This is a genomic window from Parazoarcus communis SWub3 = DSM 12120 (assembly GCF_003226565.1).
Classification (GTDB): Bacteria; Pseudomonadota; Gammaproteobacteria; order Burkholderiales; family Rhodocyclaceae; genus Parazoarcus; species Parazoarcus communis.
The window spans coordinates 100250-118177 of the sequence record NZ_QKOE01000010.1; the positions used below are offsets into that span (position 1 = coordinate 100250).

At 64.0% G+C, this 17928-nt stretch carries 16 protein-coding genes; 5 read left to right on the forward strand and 11 right to left on the reverse strand.

Annotated features, from left to right (window positions below; genetic code table 11):
• Positions 1-157 precede the first annotated feature (157 nt).
• Positions 158-1600: a putative nucleotidyltransferase substrate binding domain-containing protein gene (locus DNK49_RS14435; protein WP_110525895.1), complete on the forward strand. Its 1443-nt coding sequence runs from the start codon at positions 158-160 to the stop codon at positions 1598-1600.
• Between the two features lie 38 nt (positions 1601-1638).
• Here DNK49_RS14435 and pcaF read toward each other — a convergent pair whose 3' ends face one another.
• From pcaF to DNK49_RS14490, 11 genes are all read right to left on the reverse strand, one after another.
• Positions 1639-2844, reverse strand: a complete 1206-nt coding sequence (pcaF, locus tag DNK49_RS14440) for a 3-oxoadipyl-CoA thiolase (RefSeq protein WP_110525898.1) — start codon at positions 2842-2844, stop codon at positions 1639-1641.
• 104 nt (positions 2845-2948) lie between these two features.
• Positions 2949-4457 carry a 3-hydroxyacyl-CoA dehydrogenase gene (locus DNK49_RS14445; protein ID WP_110525901.1) on the reverse strand — a complete coding sequence of 503 codons (1509 nt, stop codon included), beginning with the start codon at positions 4455-4457 and terminating at the stop codon, positions 2949-2951.
• Between the two features lie 2 nt (positions 4458-4459).
• Positions 4460-5257, reverse strand: coding sequence for an enoyl-CoA hydratase-related protein (locus DNK49_RS14450; protein ID WP_110525904.1), 798 nt, complete (start codon positions 5255-5257; stop codon positions 4460-4462).
• 99 nt (positions 5258-5356) lie between these two features.
• A complete protein-coding gene (locus DNK49_RS14455) occupies positions 5357-5755 on the reverse strand; it encodes a RidA family protein (protein WP_207806989.1) in 399 nt (132 codons plus the stop codon).
• Positions 5752-6210 (reverse strand): acyl-CoA thioesterase, encoded by a 459-nt coding sequence (locus tag DNK49_RS14460; RefSeq protein WP_243632376.1) that lies wholly within the window; start codon positions 6208-6210, stop codon positions 5752-5754. The genes DNK49_RS14455 and DNK49_RS14460 overlap by 4 nt, the downstream gene beginning before the upstream one ends.
• Before the next feature lie 48 nt (positions 6211-6258).
• Positions 6259-7446 carry an acyl-CoA dehydrogenase gene (locus DNK49_RS14465; RefSeq protein ID WP_110525909.1) on the reverse strand — a complete coding sequence of 396 codons (1188 nt, stop codon included), beginning with the start codon at positions 7444-7446 and terminating at the stop codon, positions 6259-6261.
• Between the two features lie 62 nt (positions 7447-7508).
• Positions 7509-8666 (reverse strand): acyl-CoA dehydrogenase family protein, encoded by a 1158-nt coding sequence (locus DNK49_RS14470; protein WP_110525912.1) that lies wholly within the window; start codon positions 8664-8666, stop codon positions 7509-7511.
• A 10-nt stretch (positions 8667-8676) separates the two neighbouring features.
• Positions 8677-9522 (reverse strand): enoyl-CoA hydratase family protein, encoded by an 846-nt coding sequence (locus tag DNK49_RS14475; RefSeq protein ID WP_110525915.1) that lies wholly within the window; start codon positions 9520-9522, stop codon positions 8677-8679.
• Between the two features lie 249 nt (positions 9523-9771).
• Positions 9772-10581 carry an SDR family NAD(P)-dependent oxidoreductase gene (locus DNK49_RS14480; RefSeq protein ID WP_110525918.1) on the reverse strand — a complete coding sequence of 270 codons (810 nt, stop codon included), beginning with the start codon at positions 10579-10581 and terminating at the stop codon, positions 9772-9774.
• 194 nt (positions 10582-10775) lie between these two features.
• Positions 10776-13094 (reverse strand): bifunctional salicylyl-CoA 5-hydroxylase/oxidoreductase, encoded by a 2319-nt coding sequence (locus DNK49_RS14485; RefSeq protein ID WP_110525921.1) that lies wholly within the window; start codon positions 13092-13094, stop codon positions 10776-10778.
• Between the two features lie 148 nt (positions 13095-13242).
• Positions 13243-13755 (reverse strand): MarR family winged helix-turn-helix transcriptional regulator, encoded by a 513-nt coding sequence (locus tag DNK49_RS14490; RefSeq protein WP_110525924.1) that lies wholly within the window; start codon positions 13753-13755, stop codon positions 13243-13245.
• 178 nt (positions 13756-13933) lie between these two features.
• Here DNK49_RS14490 and DNK49_RS14495 point away from each other — a divergent pair, with 178 nt between their 5' ends.
• From DNK49_RS14495 to DNK49_RS14510, 4 genes are all read left to right on the forward strand, one after another.
• On the forward strand, positions 13934-14944 hold the full coding sequence (locus DNK49_RS14495) for an AraC family transcriptional regulator (RefSeq protein WP_110525927.1): 1011 nt from the start codon (positions 13934-13936) through the stop codon (positions 14942-14944).
• Between the two features lie 131 nt (positions 14945-15075).
• Positions 15076-15864, forward strand: a complete 789-nt coding sequence (locus DNK49_RS14500) for an SDR family oxidoreductase (protein ID WP_110525930.1) — start codon at positions 15076-15078, stop codon at positions 15862-15864.
• Positions 15865-15951: 87 nt separating this feature from the next.
• Positions 15952-17238 (forward strand): styrene monooxygenase/indole monooxygenase family protein, encoded by a 1287-nt coding sequence (locus tag DNK49_RS14505; protein ID WP_110525933.1) that lies wholly within the window; start codon positions 15952-15954, stop codon positions 17236-17238.
• An 85-nt stretch (positions 17239-17323) separates the two neighbouring features.
• Entirely contained in the window at positions 17324-17848 is a 525-nt protein-coding gene (locus DNK49_RS14510) for a flavin reductase family protein (RefSeq protein WP_110525937.1), read from the forward strand.
• The last annotated feature ends 80 nt before the right edge of the window (positions 17849-17928 follow it).

Below are 17928 nucleotides of genomic sequence, written 5' to 3' on the forward strand. Positions count from 1 at the left end.
TTGGTCGATGATCTTCATATCCCCTTCATTCAAGCATGCTGCCCGATGCATCGCCAGCGGACAACGCAGCACGCACGCGCCCACCATTTCCGACAAATCCGCCTCGACACCATGGATATAATGGTGACTCGACAAACCGCAGACGGAATGCCGCCAGATGGCCGAAGAAAACCAGTTTTTCCGCGCAGTCAGGGATTTCTGCCAACGCCAGGTGTTCACCTGCGCACCAGGCGACAAGCTGGTCGACACCGTTGCGGCAATGAGCGAACGCAACATTTCCAGTGCGGTAGTGCTACTGGACGGCGCCCCTCATGGCATCGTCACCGACCGCGACCTGCGCAACAAGGTCGTCGCGCGCGGACGTGTGCCGGCCGAGTTGAAAGTCGCCGACGTCATGCACTCGCCGCTGGCCACCATCGGCGAGGACGATGTCCTGTACGAGGCGCTGTACCGCATGTCGCAACTGAAGATTCACCGGCTGGTCGTGGTCGACGCCGCCGGCCGGCTCAGTGGCATCATCACCGACAGCGACATCGTCCGCCTGCAGTCGCACTCACCACATCAACTGGTGCTGGACATCGAGAAGGCCGCCAATGTCGACGACCTGCGCCATCTGCACACCCGCATCCAGGATCTCGTGCTGCATCTGAGCGGCACCGGCATCGCCATCCGCGACCTGGTCAAGCTGATCGCACACCTCAACGATCAGTTGCTGATCCGCCTCATCCACCTGCTGCGGGCTGAGAAATACCCCGACCTGACCGAACGCTTCGCTTTCGTGGTGATGGGTAGCGAGGGACGCAGCGAACAGACCCTGTCCACCGACCAGGACAACGCAATCGTCTATGACGACGCGCTGACCTCCCGCGAGCTGGAACAACTCGAAGCCTTTTCGGTGGAACTGATCGATACCCTGATTGCAATCGGTGTGCCACCCTGCTCAGGCGGCATCATGGCCAAGAACGTCGAATGGCGCCGCAGCGTGTCGGACTGGGAACTCACCGTCAGCCGCTGGCTGACCACCCCAAAACCCGAAAACGTCATGACCGGCAGCATGTTCATGGACCTGCGCACGCTATACGGCGATGACAGCCTGGTGCGGACACTGCGCGAACATGCTTATGCGGGCATGAGCCAGGATCAGGGCTTCCTGATGCGCATGGCGCAGAACATGACCCGCTTCCAGCCACCACTGGGGTGGTTCGGCAGGATCAAGGTCGAGAAGTCGGGCGAGCACCGCGGCAAGCTCGACATCAAGAAGGCGGGCATCTTCGCGATTACCGACGGGATCAAGAGTCTGGCCATCGAGGCGCGCAAGCTCGACGGCAGCACCCACGACCGCATGGAAGCCCTGGTCGCGGCCGGGGTACTGAAGGCCACCGACGCCCGCGACCTGCAAGCCGCCTTCGACTTCATGGTCAGCCTGCGCCTGCGCGGCCATGTCGACGCAGTGCGCAACGGCAGCAAGCCGGGCAACTACATCTCGCTCGATCAGCTCAACGCCATGGAGCGAGGCGAGCTCAAGCTTGCGCTCGAAGGCGTGGCGCGCTTTCAGGACTTCATCAAGCACCATTTCAAGCTGCATCTGGTGCGCAACTAACCATGGGCGCCCTTGCGGGCGCCCATCAAAGGCAAGGCTCAGACGCGCTCGAGCAGCAGTGCGATCCCCTGCCCCACCCCGATGCACATCGTGCACACTGCATAACGGCCGCCGCTGCGCTGCAGCTGCCAGGTTGCGGTCGTCACCAGGCGCGCGCCGCTCATGCCCAGCGGGTGCCCCAGCGCGATGGCGCCGCCATTCGGGTTCACATGGGCAGCATCATCCGCCAGCCCGAGACCGCGCAGCGTTGCCAAAGCCTGGCTGGCGAATGCCTCGTTAAGCTCGATCAGATCCACCTGATCGATACGCAGGCCAGTCTTCGCCAACAGACGCTGGGTTGCCGGCAAGGGGCCGATACCCATGATCCGCGGCTCAACCCCCGCAGTCGCAGTCGCCACGATACGGGCGCGCGGCGTCAGACCATTGGCCCTGGCAGCCGCCTCGGATGCGATCAAGACCGCACAGGCACCATCGTTGACGCCGGAGGCATTGCCTGCCGTCACACTCAGCTCGGGTCCATTGATACCCTTGAGTTTCGCCAGTCCCTCCAGCTTCGTCTCCGGGCGGGGATGCTCGTCTACGCTCACCTGCTCGACTTCGCCGCGCTTGCGCGGCACTGCCACCGGTACGATCTCGTCGGCGAACAGGCCCGCATCGAAGGCCTGCTTCCAGCGCTGTTGGCTGCGCAGCGCAAACGCGTCCTGGTCGGCGCGGGCAATTCCGTAGTCAGCTGCGACATTGTCAGCGGTCTGCGGCATCGAATCGATGCCATAGCGCGCCTTCATCAGCTTATTGACCAGACGCCAGCCAATGGTTGTGTCCTCGATCGAGCTGCTGCGGCTGAACGCGCTCTCTGCCTTCGGTACAACGAAGGGCGCGCGCGACATCGACTCGACGCCACCGCCAATACCCAGATCGATCTCACCGGCCTTGATCGCCCGCGCGACAAAGGCCACCGCATCCATGCCCGAACCACACAAGCGGTTGATCGTGGTGCCCGGCACACTGACCGGATAGCCGGCCAGCAATGCCGCCATGCGCGCCACGTTGCGATTGTCTTCACCGGCCTGGTTGGCGCAACCCAGCACCACCTCCTCGATCGCAGCCGCATCCAGTCCGGCATTGCGACTGAGCAAGGCCGCCAGCGGCACCGCGGCCAGATCATCCGGACGCACGGAGGACAGTGCCCCACCGTAACGCCCGATCGGGGTACGAACTGCATCGCAGACAAAAGCCTCAGCCATCCCAGCATCCTCGAACAAAAGCTAAAAAAATGCCCGGCGCCATGGCCGGGCAGCCTGTGCCACAGCGACGATTCAACGCCGCGGCACCCATCCATCCCTCAGGCTCAAGCCTCGGGAGTCAGCAGCGACACGCCCAGTCGCGCCCGGCGGATCAGCCAGGGGCTGGGCCGGTAGCGCGGGTCCCGGGTATAAGCCTGCATCCGGTCCAGTATCGCCAGCACACGGGCCGCACCAATGCGATCGCCCATCTCCAGCGGACCGGTGGGGTACCCCAGACCCAGACGCACTGCAGTATCGATGTCCTGCGGGCTGGCCACACGCTGCTGAGCGATGTCGCAACCCAGATTGACCACCATCGCCAGCACGCGCTGGGTAATGAAGCCCGGGCTGTCGTGGATCACCGATACCGCCACCCCATCGGACGCAAACAGGCCATGGGCCGCATCACGGTAGGCGGGATCCGTCAGCGGCGTCGTCATCAGCGTGCGCCGACGGCTGGCGTCGGGCAGCAGATCGATGGCCACCGTACGCTTCGGATCCAGGCCATAGGCCAGGCAGGCGGACGTGGCGTCCTCGCCCCAGGGTGCGGTCAGGCACAGGGAGTCGGCCGCAGGTTCGACACCGGCATCCACCGTCCCACCCAACTTGCGCACCCAGTCGGCAAGACGGGTCCGGGTGGCGACGTCTTCTGCCGCGACGAACACCCGGGTGGGCCGTACAGAAGGTGCCGGTGCCTCCGGCGCCACTTCCTGGATACCATCGCGGTACACATAAAAGCCCTGCCCGCTCTTGCGCCCGAGCAGCCCGGCCGCCAGACGCTGACGGGTGATCGGCGAAGGCCGGTAACGCGGCTCCTGATAGTACTGGCCGAAGATCGACTCCATCACCGGATGCGAGACATCCAGCCCGGTCAGGTCAAGCAGTTCGCACGGGCCCATGCGGAAACCCGCCGCTTCGCGCAGCACCCGATCCAGCGTCACCGGATCGGCAATGCCCTCACCCAGGATGCGCAGCCCCTCGGTCAGATAGGCACGCCCGGCGTGATTGACGATGAAACCCGGCGTATCCTGCGCGCTCACTGGCGCGTGGCCCATGCGTTGCGCCAGCGCCACCAGACGGTCGCACACCGCAGGCTCGGTACGGGCACCGTCGATGACCTCGACGATCTTCATCAACGGCACCGGGCTGAAGAAGTGGAAGCCCGCCACCCGTTGCGGCCGCTCGCACACCGCCGCAATCGCGGTCACCGACAGCGACGAGGTGTTGGTTGCCAGAATGCAGTCCGGCCGCACCACGCTTTCGAGCTCGCGCATCAGACTGCGCTTGGCTTCGAGATCCTCGATGATGGCTTCGACCACGACATCGCACTCGGCCAATGCGGCCAGTGACGGAGCGGCCTGCAGGCGCGCGCGTGCTGCCGCACCCTCAGCCTCGCTCAGCTTGCTCTTGCTGACCAGCTTGTCGACCATGCCGCCGATCGACTCGATCGCCTCGGCGGGCGCACTTGCGCGGGTGTCGTAGAGACGGACTTCCAGACCGCCGATGGCGGCGATCTGGGCGATGCCCCGACCCATCAGGCCGGCACCAATGATACCTATGCAACGATCGCTCATGCTCAACGTCCCTTCCACACCGGTTTGCGTTTCTCGAGGAAGGCTGCCACCCCTTCATTGCGGTCGTCGGTACCGGCGAGAATGACGAAATTGCGCCGCTCCATCGCCATGCCGGCAGAAAGGGGCGTCTCAAAGGACTGCAGCACGGCGTCCTTGGCCAGACGCACGGCCAGCGGCGCCTTGCCGGCAATCTTGCGCGCCAGCTCATGGGCACGGGCAATGCACGCTTCGTCGGCCACCACCTCGGCCACCAGGCCCGCGGTCTGTGCCTCACGTGCGCTGATGAACTCGCCCGCCAGCACCATCTTCATTGCCAGCGACTTACCCACCGCATGCGTCAGACGCTGCGTGCCGCCGGCACCGGGGATGATGCCCAGATTGATCTCAGGCTGGCCAAACTGGGCCGACTCACCCGCCACGATGATGTCGGCGTGCATCACCAGCTCGCAGCCGCCACCCAGGGCGTAGCCGCACACCGCACCGACGATAGGCTTGGGAAAACGACCAATCGCGGCGAACAGGCGAGGACGCTCTTCCAGCAACACGGCCTGCATGTCCTTGGCAGCCATTTCGGCCAGGTCGGCACCCGCGGCAAACACGGTGTCGCCACCGGTCAACACCACGCAGCGCACCTCGTCGTCGCGCTCGGCCTTGTCCAGCAGCGCGGCAATGCCACGCAGGATGGGGGTGGACAGTGCATTACGCGCTGCCGGACGGTCGAGCCGGATCTCCAGCACGCCCGCCTCCGGGCCACTGACCCGCAGCCCCTCGTCCGGGGCAATGTATGTTGTCTCGCTCATCGATAACCTTTGAGAATATGTGGAATGCCGGGTGGGCACAGTCCCGGGTTCATTGCCTCAGGCCAGGTGCCGCACCCGCGTGCATTCTTTCACAGCTTCTCAGTCAGGGATCACCGCAGTGATCTCGATTTCGACCTTGGCTTCGTTCTCGACCAGATCGGCAACCTGCACCGCGGTCATGGCCGGGTAGTTCTTGCCCATGACTTCGCGATATACCGCGCCGATTTCCTTCAGTCGGGCAACGTATTCCTTCTTGTCGACCAGGTACCAGGTCATCCGCACCACGTGCTCCGGACCACCGCCGGCGACACGCACCACGTCCACCGAGTTCTTCAGCGCCTGGTAGATCTGCTGAACCAGGTCGTCGCTCTCGAACTTGCATTCGGCGTTCCAGCCGATCTGACCACCGACGTAGATCTGGCGGCCACGCGCCTCGATACCGTTGGAGTAGCCACGGGGCTTGGCCCAGCCTTCGGGTTGCAGGATAGTGTTCATCATTTTCTCTCCATGAAACGGACAATCGCGGCACGCACATCGTCGGGCCAGACAATCGCCTTGTGGGTATCGAGCGAGGTTGCCACCAGGACCTGGCGGACCCGCATGCGGGCGACGTCGTCGCCGATGACGACGTGACGCAGGGTCAGCGAACTTGCACCAAGCCGCTCGACCGACAGATGGAAACGGATCACCTCCCCCATCTTCGACGGTCGCACAAATTCGGTATCCAGCCGCACCGTGGGCGTACCCATGCGGCGCTCGCCGACAAGCTGGGTCCAGGGGTGGCCGAGCGAAGCCCACCAATCCTCCACCACGCCATTGAGCATGCGGAAGTAGTTGGGGAAGAACACGATGCCTGCGGGGTCGCAGTCCGCAAAGCGGACCATCCGGTCGGCAAGGTACTCCACCGGTTCCGCGTCGACGCTGTCCGGATCGGGATCGGGGAATGGGGTCACGGGCTTGCTCCGTATCGAGGCCGGCCGGTCACACCGGCCGGTATGGGCTTAGTTGCTGAATGCGGCGATGCCGGTGATGGCACGGCCCAGGATCAGCGCATGCACATCGTGGGTGCCTTCGTAGGTGTTGACCACCTCCAGGTTCACCAGATGACGCGCCACGCAGAATTCGTCCGAGATGCCGTTGCCGCCGAGCATGTCGCGCGCCACCCGGGCAATGTCCAGCGCCTTGCCGCAGCTGTTGCGCTTGACGATCGAGGTGATCTCCACCGGCGCAATCCCTTCGTCCTTCATCCGCCCCACGCGCAGCACGCTCTGCAGCCCCAGGGTGATCTCGGTCAGCATGTCGGCCAGCTTCTTCTGCACCAGCTGGTTGGCTGCCAGCGGACGGCCGAACTGCTTGCGGTCCATGGTGTACTGGCGGGCGGTCTCGTAGCAGGCCTCGGCCGCGCCCAGCGCACCCCAGGCAATGCCGTAGCGGGCCGAGTTCAGGCAGGTGAAGGGGCCCTTCAGGCCACGCACCGTCGGGAAGGCGTTCTCTTCCGGGCAGAACACTTCGTCCATGACGATCTCGCCGGTAATCGACGCACGCAGGCCCACCTTGCCGTGGATCGCCGGCGCCGACAGCCCCTTCCAGCCCTTTTCCAGAATGAAGCCGCGAATCTGGCCTTCGTCGTCCTTGGCCCACACCACGAACACGTCGGCGATCGGGCTGTTGGTGATCCACATCTTGCTGCCCGACAGGCTGTAGCCGCCATCGACCTTCTTCGCCCGCGTGATCATGCTGCCCGGATCCGAGCCGTGGTTGGGTTCGGTCAGGCCAAAGCAGCCCACCCATTCGCCAGTGGCGAGCTTGGGCAGGTATTTCTGTTTCTGCGCTTCGGTGCCGAATTCGTTGATCGGCACCATCACCAGCGAGCTCTGCACGCTCATCATCGAGCGGTAGCCGGAGTCGACACGCTCGACTTCACGTGCAATCAGGCCGTAGCAGACGTAGTTCATGCCCGAGCCACCGTATTGCTCGGGGATGGTCGGACCCAGCAGGCCGAGTTCGCCCATCTCGTTGAAGATCTCGCGGTCGGTGCGCTCGTGGCGGAAGGCTTCCTGCACGCGCGGCAGCAGCTTTTCCTGGCAGTAGGCACGGGCGGTGTCGCGCACCATGCGCTCCACGTCGGTCAGCTGTTGATCCAGCAGAAACGGGTCTTCCCAGTTGAAGGTATTCTTGGCTGCACTCATATTCTGTACTCCGTCGGGGTGAGGTTCAGGATGTCGGGATTGGAGGTTGTTCGACGGGGCGCTCAGGCGCCCTTCAGTAGTTCGCGGGCGACGATCAGCTTCTGCACTTCGGTCGCCCCCTCGTAGATGCGCAGGGCGCGGATTTCGCGATACAGCGATTCCACCTTCACCCCCACACGCACGCCTTGGCCGCCATGGATCTGCACCGCGGCGTCAATCACCCGCTGCGCATTCTCGGTGGCGGTCATTTTTGCCATGGCCGCCTCGCGGGTGGTCGGCAGCTTCTGCACGTCACGCCGCCAGGCTGCGCGTGCCGTCAGTAGCGCAGCCGCCTCAATGTCGGTGGCCATGTCGCCGAGCTTGGCCTGGGTCAGCTGGAAATCGGCCAGGCTGTGGCCAAACATCGGCCGGTTACGAGCATGTTGCAAGCCTTCGTCCAGCGCACGGCGGGCAAAGCCCAGTGCCGCCGCAGCAACCGAGGCGCGGAAGATGTCCAGGGTGCGCATCGCCACCTTGAAGCCCTCGCCGGGCGCCCCCAGGCGGTTGGCCACGGGCACCTTCATGTCGGTGAAGCGCAGGCGGGCGAGCGGATGCGGTGCGATGGTATCGAGTCGTTCGGCCACCTCGAAACCAGGCATGTCCGGATAGACCACGAAGGCAGAGATTCCGCGCGTGCCCGGGGCCTCGCCGGTGCGGGCAAACAGGCAATACACATCGGCAATGCCACCGTTGGAAATCCAGGTCTTCTCGCCATTGATGACGTAGTGGTCGCCTTCAAGACGCGCATCACAGGCCATCGCGCCGACATCGGAGCCTGCCAGGGGCTCGGTCAGCGCAAAGGCGGAAATCCATTCGCCGGCCGCCACCTTGGGCAACACATGGCGCTTGATCTCTTCGCTGCCCGACAGCGTGATTGCGCCCGTTCCCAGGCCTTGCATGGCAAAGGCAAAATCGGCCAGGCCGTCGTGGTAGGCGAGTGTTTCGCGGGCGATGCACAGCGAGCGCGAGTCAAGCTCGTCCAGTGCGCCACCGTAGGCTGCCGGCACCGCGTAGCGCAGGAAGCCGGCCTTGCCCAGCGCGGCGACCAGTTGGCGGCAAGCGTTGTCGGTGTCGTGATGATCGATGGCGGGCATCGCAGTCGATGCCCAGTCGAAGATGGCGTCCGACAGCTGGCGATGTTCCACGCCGTAAAACGGCAGATCGAGAATGGAGCGATCCATGGCGGCGTCCTCAGTTGCCTTCGAACTTGGGTTTCTGCTTGGCGGCGAAGGCTTCGAAGGCACGGCGGAAGTCGCCGGTCATCATGCAGATGGCCTGGGCCTGCGCTTCGGATTCGACCATTTCCTCGATGCCCATCGCCCATTCCTGGTTGAGCATGGTCTTGGTCATGGTGTGGGCGAACCAGGGGCCATCGGCCAGGTTGCGGGCCAGCTTCTCCGCTTCGGCGCCGAGTTCGGCATTGGCATGCAGGGCACTGAAGAAACCCCACGACAGACCTTCTTCGGCGGTCATCACGCGACCGGTCATCAGCAGCTCGGTGGCGCGCCCCTGGCCGATCATGCGCGGCAACAGGCCGCAGGCGCCCATGTCCGCACCTGCCAGACCCACACGGGTGAACAGGTAGGCGGTCTTGGTCTCGGGGGTACCGAGGCGGAAATCCGCAGCCAGCGCGACCATTGCACCGGCGCCCGCGCAGAAGCCGTCGATGGCGGCGATGACCGGTTGCGGCGCACGGCGCATGGTCTTGACCAGGTCGCCGGTCATGCGAGTGAATTCGAGCAGTTCGGGCATGCTCATCTTGGTCAGCGGTTCGATGATCTCGAACACATCGCCGCCAGAGCAGAAGTTGCCGCCTTCGCCACGGATGATGATCGTACGGACGTCGCTGGCGTATTTCAGGTTGTGGAACAGGTCACGCAGTTCGGCGTAGGAGTCGAAGGTCAGCGGATTCTTCTTTTCGGGGCGATTCAGCGTGATCGTCGCGACCCGCCCATCGTCAGAGCACGACCACTTGAAGTGGCGTGCCACATAGTCCTTGAACGGACGCTTGTGATCGTTCATCGAAAGTTCTGCCATGGCCTCTCTCCTTCTTTCTCGTCGTCTTGCGAGACCCGCATTCAGGCGGGTCGTGCTGTGTTCGTAAGGTTTTCGGTATTGCGCATCACTGCCCTGGATCCCGGTAAGCCACCCGGATATTCCCTCCGGGGCTGCGGAACTCGCCCTGCGGGCTCGGACAGTCCTCGCCCCTGCAGGAACACCCGGACGACTCACCTGGCTGCAGAGGTGTCCGTGAGTCCGAGCATCCAGTTACACTGCCGTGCCAACTCACCCCGCCATCACCTCACCACCCGCCACCGGAATGGACTGGCCATGGATGGCTTCCGAGCCGGGCAGGCACAGCCAGCCCACCGCACGCGCCACATCCTCGGGCTGCACCAGGCGGCCCTGCGGGTTGCTGGCAGCCAGCGTGGTCTTGGCGTCGTCACTGCTGCGACCGGTCTTGGCAACGATGTTGTCCACCGCGCCGCCCAGCAGCGGGGTGTCGGTATATCCAGGGCACACCGCATTGACGGTGATGCCATGCTTGGCCACTTCCAGCGCCAGCGCACGGGTAAAGCCGATCACGCCGTGTTTGGCGGCACAGTAGGCCGATACGTAGGCGTAGCCGACCAGACCGGCGGTGCTGGCGATATTGACGATCCGCCCCCAGCGCGCGGCCTGCATCGTCGGCAGTACGGCGCGGGTACAGTTGAAGGTGCCGGTCAGATTTACCGTCAGCATCTCGTTCCACAGTTCGATCGAGGTCTTGCCTGCCGGCGCACTCTTGGCGGCTCCGGCGTTGTTGATCAGGATCGCAATCGGCCCGCGTATCTTGGCCGCCGCATCCAGCGCCTGGGCAATCCCGTCGTGGTCGGTAATGTCGGCCACCACATGCCCGTGACCGCTGCCGGTCAGCTTCGCGCAGGTCGCCTGCAAGGGAGCCTCACGCCGGCCGACCAGGGTCAGTGTCGCGCCCAGGCGTGCCAGCTCGAGTGCAATCGCCTCGCCGATACCGCTGCCCGCACCGGTCACCACCGCATGGCGGCCACTGAGCGGCAAGCCGGTTTCTGTCTTGGAATCCAGGGTCAGACTCATCACGCACCCGATCTGTTGTCGTCTTGCTCTTGATTACTAAACGTCACTGCCAAAACAAACGATGCCGGACTGAAAACGTCCACCGGGCACCTTGACCGCCCGAGCCGCTCCGGCCTCGGGAATGCGCCACAGCCCGACATCCCGGCATGCGCGGCGGGTCTGATCGACGCCGCCGCACACCCCGGCCCTGCTGCTTACTTGCCCGGCGCGGTGTAGCTACGCTTCAGGTTGGCTTCGTACTGACCACGGCCCGACAGATACTGCTTGGGCCAGGCAATGCCCTTGTACTCGATCTTGGCCGCTTCGTGCAGCGTCCAGGCCGGATCCGCCAGATGGGGACGGGCCACCGCGCACAGGTCGGCACGACCGGCACCGATGATGCTGTTGACATGGTCGGCTTCAAAGATCGCGCCCACTGCAATGGTCGGAATACCGACTTCGTTGCGGATGCGATCGGCGAACGGGGTCTGGAACATGCGACCGAACACCGGCTTCTCACCCTTCCACACCTGACCGGACGAGCAGTCGATGATGTCGGCGCCCGCTTCCTTGAACAGACGCGCAATCGCCACTGCATCGTCAGCGGTGTTACCACCCGGGAACCAGTCGTGGCACGACAGACGCACCGACATCGGCTTGTCCGCCGGCCATACTTCACGCATGGCACGGAACACTTCCAGCGGGTAACGGGCACGGTTTTCGATACTGCCACCGTACTCGTCGCTGCGCTGGTTGGTCAGCGGCGACAGGAAGCTGGACATCAGGTAGCCGTGGGCGCAGTGGAACTCGAGGATGTCGAAGCCCGCTTCGACCGCCATCTGGGTGGAGCGCACGAAGTCCGCCTTGACCCGTTCCATGTCGGCACGGGTGGCTTCGCGCGGCACCTGCGAGTTCGGCAGATACGGCAGCGGCGAGGCCGAGATCAGTTCCCAGGCACCGGATTCCAGCGGCTGGTCGATGCCTTCCCAAGCCACTTTGGTCGCACCCTTGCGGCCGGCGTGACCCAACTGGATACCCATCTTGGCGCCAGAATTGGCATGGACGAAATCAACGATGCGCTTCCACGCGGTGACGTGCTCGGGCTTGTACATGCCGGCACATCCCGGGGTGATGCGGGCATCGGCCGACACGCAGGCCATTTCGGTATAGAGCAGACCGGTACCGCCCAGGGCACGCGAACCGAAGTGCACCAGATGGAAGTCACCCGCCACGCCATCCTCGGCCGAGTACATCGCCATCGGCGACATGATGGTGCGGTTGGGCAGGGTCAGGCCGCGCAGCTTGAACGGGGTGAACATCGGCGGCGGCGGCGCCTTGTCGGCCGGCACCGGCACACCGGCCTTCTCGGCCAGCCAGCGCTCATAGCCTTCCAGCCACTTGGCGTCGCGCAGGCGCAGGTTCTCGTGCGAGATGCGCTGCGAGCGGGTCAGCATCGAGTACATGAACTGCTCCGGCTCCAGCGTATCGCAGTAGCGGGCGTCGCACACCTCGAACCACTCCATTGCGTTCCAGGCCGCGTTCTGCAGGCGCAGCACGTCAATGCCACGCACTTCCTGGTACCGCGACAGCACGGCAGGAATGTTTTCGCGGGTATCGCCCTCTTCCTTGAACAGGCGGGTCAGGTCGATGGCATCTTCCAGCGCCAGCTTGGTGCCGGAACCGATGGCGAAGTGGGCGGTATGCACCGCATCGCCCATCAGCACCACATGACTGTTGCCGTTGTAGTGATGCCACTGCTCGCACTTGACGCGCTGGAAGTTCAGCCAGGCCGAGCCACGCAGGTGGCGTGCATTGGTCATCAGCGGGAAGCCATCCAGATGCTTCTCGAACAGCTTTTCGCAGAACTCGATGGACTGCGCCTGATCAGCCTTGTCCAGCCCATGAGCCAGCCACACATGTTCGGGACACTCGACGATGAAGGTCGTGGTGGTGTCGTCGAACTTGTAGATGTGGGCCTGGAACCAGCCGTGCTCGGTCTTCTCGAAAATGAAGTTGAAGGCGTCGAACAGCTTGTTGGTACCGAGCCAGATGTAGCGATTGGGGCGACCGACGATGTCCGGCTTGAACACGTCTTCGTAGCGACTGCGGATCTTCGAGTTGATGCCATCGGAGGCGATGATCAGGTCGGCGTCCGGGTATTCCAGATCCGAATCCACATCCTTCTCGAACACCAGCTCCACGCCCAGCTCGACGCAGCGGTCTTGCAGGATGTTGAGCATCTTCTTGCGGCCGATACCCACAAAACCATGGCCGCCCGAACGGATGGTGCGACCCTTGAAGTGCAGCTCGATGTCGTCCCAGTGGTTGAACGCCACCTGAATGGCATCGGCAGTCACCGGATCCCACTCACGCATGTTGTCCATGGTCGCGTCCGAGAACACCACACCCCAACCAAAGGTGTCGTAAGGCTTGTTGCGTTCGACCACGGTGATCTGATGAGCCGGATTCAACTTCTTCATCAGGATTGCGAAATACAGCCCGGCGGGACCGCCGCCGATACACACGATGCGCATGCTGTTGCTCCTTCAGGTATGACCACCCTCAAGCTCGAGGGCGAAGAGTCTGGGGGCTGGTGGATATTGACTGCTTGTTTAGTGACAAATATTTCATAACTAAACTATCAAGTCAACAAGGACCGCAATCTTCCGTTCATATCCGGATTCAATCCTGGCTGTTGTCGCTGGCGACCGGCGGCAATGGGGGGTGCAGGGCGAGCAGATCGATCAGCATCGAAATCAACAAGGTCGCCTTCTCGCGCCCGAAAGGTTCCAGTACCCGCTCCTGGTGCGCAATTGCGCGATCACGCAGCGCGTCAGTCAGGCGGTGCCCCTTGGGCGTGATCCGCACCACCGTCTGGCGACGGTCGGCACGCACCCGGGTGCGTGCGACGATGCCCTCGTTCTCCATGCGCTGCACCACCTTGGATAGCGTCGGCTGCTTGGTCAGCGTCAGTTGGCTCAAGGTACCGATGCTCTCGCCCTCGCTTCCTTCCAGACTCGCCAGCACCCGCCATTCGGTCACCGACAAGCCCGCCGCCTCGACTTCGCGATGGAACTCCCGCGAGATACGACTGCTGGCCTGTGCCAGCAGGAAGGCCAGGTAGTGATCGACGAAGCGGCCCATCTCAGCCGGCTCGGAATTTGCTTGAAGCGCCTGTACTGTCTGTTCAGTCATGACCCTGATTTCCCGAGTATTTCGCTTCCGTGAAACATGAACCTTGCGAAACGCGCATCTTTGCTTATAAATTGTTTATAACTATACGTTGTTTGCGCGTTGAGCATCGAACCCGACCGGAGAGTCCCCGATGACCCAGCGTTCCTCAGTAGCTCGCACCCATTCGCAGGAGACCGGTATGAGTGCACCAAATTTGTGCGGCACCATCGAGCCGCTGGCGGCTTATCCCTTTTTTAGTTCGCGGGACGCCGACGAAGCTCGCCACAAGGTGGCCCGCGTGTTCTGCCCGCACGAACTGCGCCAGGTCAACACCCGTACGCCGTTTTCGTCGCGCCACAATCTGGTGCGTCTGGGCGAGACCGCGCTCAACTACCTGACCTATGGTACCGACGTCGATATCAACCCGGGATATCTTGACAGCTTTTATCTGGTGCAGATGCCACTGGAAGGCACTGCGGAGATCCGCTGCGGGCAACAGGCGGTGCACTCCACCCCTGACACCGCCACGATCCTGAATCCGCACGAAGCCACACGCATGCACTGGCGCCACGACAACCGCCAGCTGATGCTGTGGATCCCCAAGGAATCCGTCGAGCGCCGGCTGGCCGAGCACCTGGGCGAACCCGTGAACGAGCCTCTGACCTTCGACGTGGCCCTGTCGCAGCGTGAGGGCATGACACGCAGCTGGTGCCGCATGCTGGGCGACCTGGCCGACAACATCGACCACTGCGGCGCCGACTGGCTGCGTTTCCGCCCTACCGTCGCCGGGCTGGAAGACTGCCTGATCCGCGGCCTGCTGCAACTCCACCGCCACAACTACAGCGCCCGTCTGGAACAACCGCAGGACAACGCCCGCCCCCGCCACCTGCAGCGCGCCATCGACTACATCCATGCGCATATCGAAGATGCGATCACGGTCGGCGACATTGCACGCGCCGCCTGTGTCAGCGTACGAGCGCTGGAAGAAGGCTTCCGCAAGCACTGCGACACCTCACCGCTGGTCTATCTGCGCGATGCCCGTCTCGACTGCGTGCGCAAGGCCTTGACCAGCGCCCACCCGGCCACCGACAAAGTCGCGGTACTGGCGCACCGCTACGGCTTTGCCCACCTTGGCCGCTTCTCTGCCTACTACAAGGCGCGTTTTGGCGAAACGCCGTCGCAGACCGCCGGACGCACACTGCGCAACTGACGCAGCGCAGCACAGGTGTGCGCGTTCCGGACAATCCGCTCGCGCAAAGCGGATACACCGCAAGCGCGCTGAAATGAAAACTGTGTCCCAAGGACGCCCGGGGTGGCGTCATCGACTTGAGGACACAGCAGATGAAAGGACTTCAGGACAAGGTCGCCATCGTCACCGGTGGCGCCACACTGATCGGCGAGGCGGTTGCCCGTGACCTGATCGCAAACGGTGCCCGCGTGGTGCTGGCAGACATCGACGCCACCAAGGGTGCCGCGGTTGCCGACCGTCTGGGCCCGGCTGCCCGCTTCCAGCACACCGACGTCAGCAACGACAACCAGATCGCCGCCTGCGTCACCGCCACCGTCGCGGCTTTCGGCGGCGTGGACTACCTGGTCAATTGCGCCTGCACCTATGTGGATAACGGTGCCGCCTCCACCCGTGCCGAGTGGTCGCAGGCACTGGACGTGAATCTGGTCAGTGCCGCCATGATGCTGCAGGCCTGCCGGCCAGAGATGGTCAAGCGCGGCGGCGGTGCAGTGGTCAACTTCGCCTCCATCTCCGCCACCGCAGCCCAGGCCGGGCGCTGGCTGTATCCGGTCAGCAAGGCCGCCATCCAGCAATTCACCCGTGCCGCCGCCAACGACCTGGCCACCGACCACATCCGCGTCAACTCGGTGTCACCGGGCTGGACCTGGTCGTCGGTCATCGACGCCCTCTCCGGCGGAGACAAGGCCAAGGCCGATGCGGTTGCCGCGGATTACCACATGCTGGGCCGTCTGGGTCTGCCGGAAGAAGTTGCACAAGTCGTCAGCTTCCTGCTGTCCGACCATGCCAGCTTCGTGACCGGCGCCGACTACGCCTGCGACGGCGGCTACACCGCACTCGGCCCGGAAGGTCGCGCGGCCGCCATCACCCGCCTGATGTCCTGACCCCACCCTGCCCCTTCCCCCCGCTCCTTCCCCCCGCTCCTTCCCCCCGCCCCTTTCCCCTACCCACGCCCCCACAAGGAGACGCACATGCATCTCGCCCAGAACACCCAAACCCGTCGCTCCATCGCCATCGTCGGCGCCGGCCAGGCAGGCCTGCTGCTCGGTTGCGGCCTGCTCGACCAAGGCTACGCGGTCACCATGGTCACCAACCGCACGGCCGAAGACGTCTGGAACGGCAAGGTCATGTCTTCGCAGTTCATCTTCGACCCCGCGCTGCAGATCGAGCGCGATTTCCGCATGAACCAGTGGGAAAAGGACTGCCCTGCCACCGACGGCATCAGCTTCTCCATCCCCATGCCCGACGGTAGCGGCAACAAGGCCATGCACTGGCATGCCCGTCTCACCGCGCCCGGCCAGTCGGTGGACCAGCGGGTGAAGATGCCCGGCTGGATGAAGGAGTTCGTCGCCCGCGGCGGCGATCTACGCTTCGAAGATGTCGGTGTCGAACAACTGGAAGCGCTGTCTCGCGAACATGAACTGGTCCTGCTGGCCGGCGGCAAGGGCGAAATCGTCAACCTGCTCGGCCGCGACGAGAGCCGCTCGCCGATCAAGCAACCGATGCGCCAGCTGGCCCTGACCTACGTCACCGGCATGAAACGCCACGACTACTACGAGTGCGTCAACTTCAACCTGATCCCCGGCGTCGGTGAGTACTTCGTCTTCCCCGCGCTGACCACCCATGGTGCCAACGGCACCCAGGCCTGCGACATCATGGTGTTCGAGGGCGTACCTGGCGGCCCGATGGACTGCTGGGGCGACGTCAGGAGCCCGGAGCAGCATCTGGCAAAGAGCCTGGAGATCCTCAAGACCTTCGTGCCCTGGGAATACGAACGCAGCCGCGACTGTCAGCTGACCGACGCCAACGGCATCCTCGCCGGCCGCATCACCCCCACCGTGCGCAACGCGGTGTTGACCTTGCCCTCCGGCCGCAAGGTGTTCGGCATGGGCGACGCGGTACTGGTCAATGACCCCATCACCGGCCAGGGCTCCAACAACGCCACCAAGGGCGCCAAGCACTACTACGACGCCATCCTGGCGCGCGGCGACCAGGCCTTTGACGAAGCCTGGATGCGCCAGACCTTCGACGCGCTGTACAACGGCTACGCCGAAAAGGTCGTGCGCTGGACCAACAGCCTGCTGTTCCCGCCGCCCGAGCACATCGTCAAGCTGCTTGGCACCGCGCAACAGGTTCCCAGCATCGCCTCGCGTATCGCCAACGGTTTCAACGATCCACGCGACTACGCCAACTTCTGGTTTGATCCGGCCGACACCGACCGTCTGATCGACACCGAGATGCAGAAACTGGCCGCCTGAAGCCAGCCGCGCATCCCCCGCCTCCGCGCGTCACGGCCTGTACCGTGCCGTCGCGGAGAGGGTCCACGACAAGGAGCAGCACATCATGATCGACCCCCGCCAGTTCCGTAACGCCCTGGGCCACTTTGCCACCGGCGTCACCATCGTCACCACCCGCGATGCGCAGGGCGAGCCCGTCGGCGTCACCGTCAACAGCTTTGCCTCGGTCTCACTCGAACCGCCCCTGGTGCTGTGGAGCCTGGCAAAAAAATCCTGGAGCCTGGCCGCCTTCGAGCACAACCCCAACTTTGCCATCCATGTGCTTGCCAGTGACCAGCAGAGTCTGTCCGATCGCTTTGCCCGCGCCGGCACCGACAAGTTCGCCGACCTCGACACCGCAAACGGCCTGGGCAACATTCCGCTGCTGCCCAACTGCGCCGCCGTCTTCCAATGCACGGTCGAACACCGCTACGACGGCGGCGACCACCTGATCCTGGTCGGTCGGGTTCAGGACTTCAGCACCACCGAACACCCCCCGTTGCTGTTCTACCGCGGCCGCTACGCCGCTCCCGAGCCGGAAACCCTGTCGTTTGCCGGGCTGATGCGGGCAGTCAGTCCGGCTGCAGCCTGAACCGGGGCGACGCAAGTCGCTGACAGACCGACAATACACAGCACAGCACTGCCCCGGCTGACCCCGGGGCTGCGAGCTCA